Raw genomic sequence first — 7,718 nt, forward strand, 5'->3', positions numbered from 1 at the left:
TAGCTAAAGATTCCATCCTATTTTGAATAATGTTTTTTGCTCTCGATCGCCATATCATACATCAATTCAGCAACGCCGAAAATGCAATTACGGAAGTCGCCGATTTACCAGCTAATAGCCCCTATAAAGGTAATGCTTTAGATTTATTTTTATCGCTTAAACTAGAACTAGAGTCGAAACAAAGTATCGAGCCAGAGGAGCGAAATTTAGCCATGAGACTATCTGCACTGTATATCGAGAAGCTTCAAGAGGCTCAACAAGTTGGTCGCCAGGAGGGTCGCCAGGAGGGTCGCACAGAAGAAGGACAGGCTTTAATTTTGCGGCAATTGACTCGACGAGTGGGAAATGTGCCGATCGAGGCGGAAAATAGGATTAAGGCTTTATCACTGGTGCAGTTAGAGGATCTAGGTGAAGCTTTGTTAGATTTTACCAAGATGGGGGATCTATTAGTTTGGTTGGATGGCAATCTGAATGGTTAATTAGATCGATCCGGCAAGGCAAGATCCCCGACTTCTTCGAGAAGTCGGGGATCTGGGTTAGCCTGCTAGCTCAATTATAATAAACTCTATTTTTGTGCTTCTTGAACAATCTTGTAACAACCTTGATGTGCAGCAACAGCAGATCCTGCGGTTACTGCAATACCTGCCCCTGTAAGAGCAGCAGGTGATGTCTTAATAGCACCTGCAACTCCACAAGCTACGGGGAAAGCTTTTCTAGTGAATCTGCCACCAGCCGAATTTGGATTAGTTGGATCTATTTTTCTGCCAAATTTACTTACGTCACTGTTTCTAGCGGTAGGATCCAGCTTTGGAAGATTTTTTTTAAACCAGTTCGCATGAGCTGGTTGCTCCATAATAATTCCACCAAAAAGAGGTAAAAATAAACCTAAAGCTAATACTTTTTTCATTACATATTTCTCCTAAAGAAATTAATTTTGACTAGAGTAAGGATTTTTTTGGTAGAGAGTGTTAAACATGTTTATCTTGAGAGTTGATGGGAACATGTTTGAATCTCACTTTTCAAAGATAACCTCGCTAGATCGAATCGTCGGTATGAAAAAGTGACAAAAAGTAACAAGTTATCCTCGATCGATCTAAAGTCATGTAAATCTTCTGCCAGATAAATTACAATCCGCGCTACCAAATCGAGATATACTACTTCTATATCACTACAGGTCGCCCCTACATGACCGGACAAGAAGCTCTCCGAATCATCGATCGATTGCTCGAACAGCATCAACGCGGCTCGCTCAAAACGATTCAAGCCGCGATCGTGTCTCAAGTTTGGAAAGGTGATTCATATCAGCAGATCGGCAGAGAACTAGGTTATGAGCCGGAATATATTAAGCAAGTAGCATCCCATTTATGGCAATTGCTTTCGGCTGTGGTTGGACAAAAAGTTTCTAAAAGTAATCTTTGCTCGATCCTTCAGCAGTACCAAACATCGTTAACGATTACGAATTGGGGGGAAGCGATCGATATTTCGCATTTCTATGGGAGAGTAACAGAGCTAGCAACGCTCGAACAGTGGATTGTCGATCGTCGTTGTCGGTTGGTGGGGATTCTCGGCTGGGGGGGAATTGGCAAGACGGCTCTGTCGGTGAAATTGGCACGACAGGTGGAGTCGCAGTTTGAGTATCTGGTGTGGCGGAGTTTACAGCACGCGCCGACGTTGAAGGATTTGCTCGATGAAATCTTGCCGATTTTAGTGGGTGCAGAGGTACAGGAGAGTTCGCTGGGGTTGTTGATGGAGCGGTTGCGTCAGCAGCGATGTTTGTTGGTGTTGGATAATGTCGAATCGATCTTACAATATGGCGATGCGCGGTGTACTTATCTACCTGGTTATGAAGCTTATGGTGAGATGTTCGATCGCATTAGCGACGAACGACATCAGAGTTGTCTGGTACTGACGGGAAGGGAAAAACCTCACGGAATCGTGCAACGGGAAGGGGTGAATCTACCAGTGAGATCGATCCAATTGACTGGACTATCGATCGCCGACGCTCACCATATTTTAATCGATAAGGGTTTGGAATCTCCGGTTGTCAAGTGCGAAAACTTGATTGATTATGTTGGTGGTAATCCGCTGGCTCTCAAACTTGTCGCTACTTCAGTTAGCAATCTTTTTAGTGGCGATATCGAGTCATTTTTGGCGCAAGGTGCGGGGGTATTTAGCAATCTTCAAGATTTATTAGCGCAACAATTCGATCGGTTTTCACCGTTGCAACAACAGGTGATGTACTGGTTGGCGATCGATCGCGAAGGAGTCACCCCGACTCAATTACAAGCGGAATTTGTGCCAGCGACGAGTTTACCGACATTACTCGAAGCTCTCGAAACACTCAAAGATCGATCGTCGATCGAAACTACCGAGCGGGGTTTGACGCAACAACCCGTGATTATGGAATATGTTACCAATAGATTTATCGATCGGATCGAGCGGGAAATTATTACTGGAGAATTGGAGCTATTTAGAACCCATGCTCTGATTGAAGCTGAAACCAAAGATTACCTGCGGGATGCCCAAATCCAACTCATTTTACAGCCGTTAATCGATCGATTATTAACGCACTTTACCGATCGATATCACCTCGAATTGCATCTTCGCAACATCCTGACTACCTTACGTCATCAAACCGACAAAATTGGTGATTATGCGGCGGGAAATCTGCTCAATTTATTTTGTCACCTCAAAACCGATCTCCAAGGCTTTGACTTTTCCCACCTGGCGATTCGTCAAGCATATCTGTTGAATGCGACTTTACATGATGTCGATTTTACTGGCAGCCACATCAGTCAAACTGTCTTTGCGGAAACTTTTGGTGGTGTAGTCGGAATTGCGTTTAGTCCTGACGGCGAATATTTCGCGACTAGCGATACCAAAGGTGATATTCAGATTTGGAACGCTCGTACATACACAAAAATTGCTACTTGTCAAGGGCATCAACACTGGACTTGGGCGGTGGTTTTTAGTCCCGATGGCAAATACCTCGCCAGTGCTAGCGACGACCATCAGGTGAAGTTGTGGGATGTCGCGACGGGTGAATGTTTGCAGACATATATCGGACACACGTTTTCGGTGAATGCTGTCGTCTTTAGTCCCGACGGGCAAATTATTGCCAGTTCCGCTCAAGATAGTACGATTCGTCTGTGGCGGACGGTTCCAGGTAATTTAAGTCCCGAAATTCAGATTTTGGTAGGTCATCAGGGTCGGGTGTGGTCGATCGCGTTTAGTCCCGACGGTCTTACTCTAGTTAGTGGTGGTGAAGATCTGACGGTGCGGCTGTGGAATGTGGCGACGGGTGAGTGTTTGAATGAATGGGAAGCTCATACTGCTTGGGTGAGATTTGTTGCATTTAGCCCCGACGGTCGATCGATCGCGACCGCTAGCTACGATCGATCGATTAAAATCTGGGAAGTTAGCAATATTAAGATCCCCGACTGTCTTGTCTCTCTTCCATGGTCGGGAGACCCGACCGGAGAGAGCCGCTTCTTCGAGAAGTCGGGGATCTGTGCGTGTAGCCACACCTTAACCGGACATCAGCAACCAGTCAGCGCGATCGCGTTTAGTCCAGATGGGCAACAATTAATTAGTAGTAGTTTCGATAAAACTCTCAAACTTTGGGATGTTCGTAATGGCAAATGTTTAAAAACTCTCCTCGGACATCGCAGCCGAATTTGGACTGTTGCTTTTAGTCCTAACGGTCGCCAAATTGCCAGCGGTGGCGATGACAATCATACTAAAATTTGGGATTTAAAACGGGGACGGTGTATTAAAACGATCGTCGGACATACTAATGCAATTTTATCCGTCAAATTGAGTCCCGATGGTGGTTATTTAGCCAGTGGTAATGAAGACAATACGATTAGAATTTGGCATGTCGATCGTGAGGAAGTTACTCAAACTTTGCGCGAACATACTAATCGAGTCTGGTCGGTTAATTTTAGTCCCGACGGACGATTATTAGCCAGTGGAAGTGCCGACTACACAGTCAAGTTATGGGATTGGCAAGTAGGTAATTGCCTCAAAACATTGCGCGGACATAATAGTTGGGTGTGGCGGGTAATTTTTAGTCCCGATGGTCGTATATTAGCTAGTAGTAGTTACGATCGCACCATCAAAATTTGGGATGTTAATACGGGGGAATGTTTGCGTACACTCGAAGGACACACCAGTCCGGTAATTTATGCCGATTTTAGTCCCGTTAGCGGAGCGTCTCCAGGGGAGAATGGAGAACTGTTGGTAAGTTGTGAATTTTCAGGGATTATTAAACTCTGGAATCCGCGATTGCCGAAGGCAGACCAGGGGTCAACGGGTGAATATTATCGAGATATCGGCGAGCATAGTAATAGTGTTTGGTCGGTTACTTTTAGTACTGACGGTAAGTGGTTGGTCAGTGCGAGCTATGATGAAACTATCAAAATTTGGTCGGTAGCCACAGGCGAATGTTTGCAAACTTTTGTGGGACATAAAGGGCCAATTCTGAACGCAAAATTCAGTGATGACGATCGATCTATTATCAGTGTCGGAGTCGATCGATCTCTCAAAATCTGGGATATTGAAACTGGTAAATGTCTCCACAGTTTGACCGAACATAGTGGTTTAATTTATACTCTAGATGTTGGGAATATTCGATCGTCAGATCTGGATTACCCCAAATCTACCGCATTTACTGGTAGTTTGGATGAAACTATTAAGGTTTGGGATTTGGAAGCTGCAAAATGTCTGGCTACTTGGAAATCTCGCCGCCCCTATGAAGGAATGTCGATCGACAAAATTCATGGATTGACTAAAGCTCAAAAAGCATCTTTACAAGCTCTAGGGGCAATTAGATAGAAGCGATCGATTTACGATCGCGGCAGATTCCGGTCGCAATTATCCATCCAGGGCTGGTGAGTACCGCCATGACTGGCTATAATGGCATTCCCGCAGCAGAGTCCGTCCGAGGAATTTTACAGCGGATCGACGAACTCAATCTGACAAATTCAGGCACTTTTTGGCACGCCAATGGAGAGGTCTTACCCTGGTAATTTCACTCAAAATGCGCTTGACCTCGACCTTAATTCCTCATATTCTGGGCGCAGGTTAAAAAGTTGAAAGTTGAAAGTTAAAAGCGGTCTAATTCAATCGGGTGCTGCTTCCCAGCCAAAGATTGCCACCAGGGTACAGCCGCATCGAATCTTCGATCGTTTAGTTGGTACAGTCAATCATGAAACCGACCGTTAATAATTTATTACCAAAGTGGATGTACTTTTGGGGCGAAGCCAGGACGCGGATCGTGATTTGGTATGTCGTAATTATTGTGATGGCGATCGCCGGAGCCATGCCAATTATGCGCCAACAGATGTTGGCGCAAGTAGACGCCAGGGTCAGAGCCGACTTAAATGAGGAAATGCAAGAATTTACAGACTTACTCTCGGACGGGCCGGGGCTGGAGGATATGGATATTGTCAAGGGAATGCAGGAGGATGGCAAAGTTATTCCCAATGGCTATCCGACCACGACTCAGGAGTTAGCATCATGGATCGAAATTCATCTCAAACGCAGGATTCCAGAAGATGATACTTTTTTGATTGGCTTTGTCAATGGCGAGTTTGAGCGATCGAGTCCTAGAGCATTGCCGCCAGAGTTGAGCAGTAAATCCCCCCTGATCCAACGGTTGGCTAATCTAGATCGTCCCGAACGAGGAGAACAAAAACTAACCGAATCTGGCGCAATCCTGTACAAATCTGAGCCAGTCAAACATAATGGCAAAGTCTTGGGTGTGTACATCGTCGCGCATACTACCGTAGGCGAACAAGAAGAGGCTCTGGGTATCTTTGGCGTTATCGTCCAGATCAAGATTATCTCTTTGGCCTTGGCACTGGTGCTGATTTGGTTGGCGGCGGGGCGGGTGTTGGCTCCGTTACGCGGATTGAGTGCGACGGCTCATGCTATTTCCGAATCAGATCTCTCACAACGTTTACCTGCAAAAGGTAATGGCGAGATTGCCAAACTCTCAGTAACGTTTAACGAGATGATGGATCGGCTAGAGTTGGCGTTTCAAACGCAGCGCAATTTTATTAATGATGCCGGACACGAATTGCGGACGCCAATTACGATTATTCAAGGACACCTGGAATTGATGGGCGATGACCCCCAGGAGCGCGAAGAAACGATCGACCTAGTGATGGATGAATTAGCCCGGATGACGCGGCTGGTAGACGATTTGGTGCTACTGGCCAAAAGCGAACGGGTAGATTTTTTGCGACTGGAATGGGTCGATGCGGCGGTGTTGATGCAGGAAATGTATCTCAAAGCCACGGCACTATCTAGCGATCGCGATTGGCAAGTAGAAAATCAAGCAGTGGGAGAAATATTAGTCGATCGACAGCGGATTACCGAAGCAATAATGAATTTAGCCCAAAATGCCGTTCAACATACGGTAGCAGGGACTATAATTACGCTAGGATCCGACTTAGATCGAGACAAAGTATTCTTTTGGGTACAAGATACTGGAGAAGGTATTTTACCCACAGAACAAACGCGAATTTTTGAACGATTTGCCCGAGTCACTAATACCCGCCGTCGATCGGAAGGATCGGGATTGGGTTTAGCGATCGTCAAAGCGATTGTCGAAGCTCATCATGGAGAGGTCAGGTTGCAGAGTAATCTGGGAACCGGATCCACCTTTACGCTCGTCTTACCAATTAACTGCTCGGAATCATTGGTTCATCATGTATCGAATTCTCGTCGCCGAAGATGAAGCTCGCATCGCCGCTTTTGTTGAAAAAGGACTGCGATCTAATGGCTTCGTCCCAACGATCGCCACAGATGCTCATCAGGCGATCTCACTAGCACTGAGCGGCGAATTCGACTTGTTGATTTTAGATTTAGGATTGCCTGGAAAAGATGGGCTAGAAGTGCTAGCAGAACTGCGGGGGCAAGGGGAACGGCTACCGATTATTATCCTGTCAGCACGGGACGATCTCCACGATAAGGTCGCAGGTTTTGAAGGTGGGGCTGATGATTATGTGACTAAACCATTTCGGTTTGAAGAACTGCTGCTGCGGATTAAAGCGCGGTTGCGGGGTAATGGGGCTGGTGGTGCAGAGCCAGAGGTAATGGAGTTGCAAAGCGGCGAGATCGTGCTAGATTTGCGCACGCGTAGGGCTAAAATTGGCAATCTCTGGATCGATTTACCCTCCCGCGAATTTATCCTCGCCGAAACCTTTTTTCGCCATCCGGGGCAAGTGATGAGTCGAGAAGTATTGCTCGATCGGGTCTGGGGCTACGACTACGATCCGGGGTCGAATATTGTCGATGTTTATGTCGGTTATCTGCGCAAAAAATTAGGCAGCGATTTATTTGAAACGGTGCGCGGTGTCGGATATCGATTGAAAAGTTAGGAGCGTTGGTTAGAATCCGGTTGCGGTTGGGTTACCCCCACAACCCCCCCTTATCAAGCAGGGCTGATTCATCCCCTTTCAGCGCGATTTTGTCAATCACCGCTAACGATCGATTTTGACTGAGATCTGGATATTTTTGACTTGAAATAATCGATATGGCGATCGAAAGATCTCGTTTTTCATATTGACAATTGGCTCTCGCTCAGGAATGAATCAGCCCTGCCTTATCAAGGGCTATCCATTACCCACAGATTAATAGCCTAAAGTGCTAGTACTAATGCGAAGCGCGCTACGCTTTTAACTATTCGACCCTTTGGAGGGGGTTTGGGG

Annotated in this window: 5 protein-coding genes and 1 pseudogene; 5 read left to right on the plus strand and 1 reads right to left on the minus strand. The window is 46.2% G+C overall.

Annotated elements, in window-relative coordinates; translation table 11 throughout:
• Positions 1–29 precede the first annotated feature (29 nt).
• Complete coding sequence (locus C7B77_RS18585; protein WP_106308135.1) at positions 30–479, plus strand: DUF4351 domain-containing protein; 450 nt, start codon at positions 30–32, stop codon at positions 477–479.
• Positions 480–565: 86 nt separating this feature from the next.
• Here C7B77_RS18585 and C7B77_RS18590 read toward each other — a convergent pair whose 3' ends face one another.
• A complete protein-coding gene (locus C7B77_RS18590; RefSeq protein ID WP_106308138.1) occupies positions 566–907 on the minus strand; it encodes a hypothetical protein in 342 nt (113 codons plus the stop codon).
• 278 nt (positions 908–1,185) lie between these two features.
• Here C7B77_RS18590 and C7B77_RS18595 point away from each other — a divergent pair, with 278 nt between their 5' ends.
• The 4 genes and pseudogenes from C7B77_RS18595 to C7B77_RS18610 all read left to right on the plus strand — a co-directional run bounded on the left by C7B77_RS18595 (position 1,186) and on the right by C7B77_RS18610 (position 7,388).
• Positions 1,186–4,836, plus strand: coding sequence for a WD40 domain-containing protein (locus C7B77_RS18595; protein ID WP_106308140.1), 3,651 nt, complete (start codon positions 1,186–1,188; stop codon positions 4,834–4,836).
• A 2-nt stretch (positions 4,837–4,838) separates the two neighbouring features.
• Positions 4,839–5,030: pseudogene (locus C7B77_RS18600) on the plus strand (short-chain dehydrogenase); the annotation flags it as partial.
• 179 nt (positions 5,031–5,209) lie between these two features.
• Positions 5,210–6,745 carry a sensor histidine kinase gene (locus C7B77_RS18605; RefSeq protein ID WP_106308143.1) on the plus strand — a complete coding sequence of 512 codons (1,536 nt, stop codon included), beginning with the start codon at positions 5,210–5,212 and terminating at the stop codon, positions 6,743–6,745.
• Positions 6,717–7,388, plus strand: a complete 672-nt coding sequence (locus C7B77_RS18610) for a response regulator transcription factor (protein WP_106308146.1) — start codon at positions 6,717–6,719, stop codon at positions 7,386–7,388. Before C7B77_RS18605 ends, C7B77_RS18610 begins: the two co-directional genes overlap by 29 nt.
• Positions 7,389–7,718: the final 330 nt, after the last annotated feature.

It is taken from the genome of Chamaesiphon polymorphus CCALA 037, assembly GCF_003003845.1.
Classification (GTDB): Bacteria; Cyanobacteriota; Cyanobacteriia; order Cyanobacteriales; family Chamaesiphonaceae; genus Chamaesiphon; species Chamaesiphon polymorphus.

Bases quoted from the DNA above. Each gene is read 5' to 3' on its own strand.
- C7B77_RS18585 (WP_106308135.1), top strand. From the start codon at position 30: ATGTTTTTTGCTCTCGATCGCCATATCATACATCAATTCAGCAACGCC.
- C7B77_RS18590 (WP_106308138.1), bottom strand. From the start codon at position 907: ATGAAAAAAGTATTAGCTTTAGGTTTATTTTTACCTCTTTTTGGTGGA.
- C7B77_RS18595 (WP_106308140.1), top strand. From the start codon at position 1,186: ATGACCGGACAAGAAGCTCTCCGAATCATCGATCGATTGCTCGAACAG.
- C7B77_RS18605 (WP_106308143.1), top strand. From the start codon at position 5,210: ATGAAACCGACCGTTAATAATTTATTACCAAAGTGGATGTACTTTTGG.
- C7B77_RS18610 (WP_106308146.1), top strand. From the start codon at position 6,717: ATGTATCGAATTCTCGTCGCCGAAGATGAAGCTCGCATCGCCGCTTTT.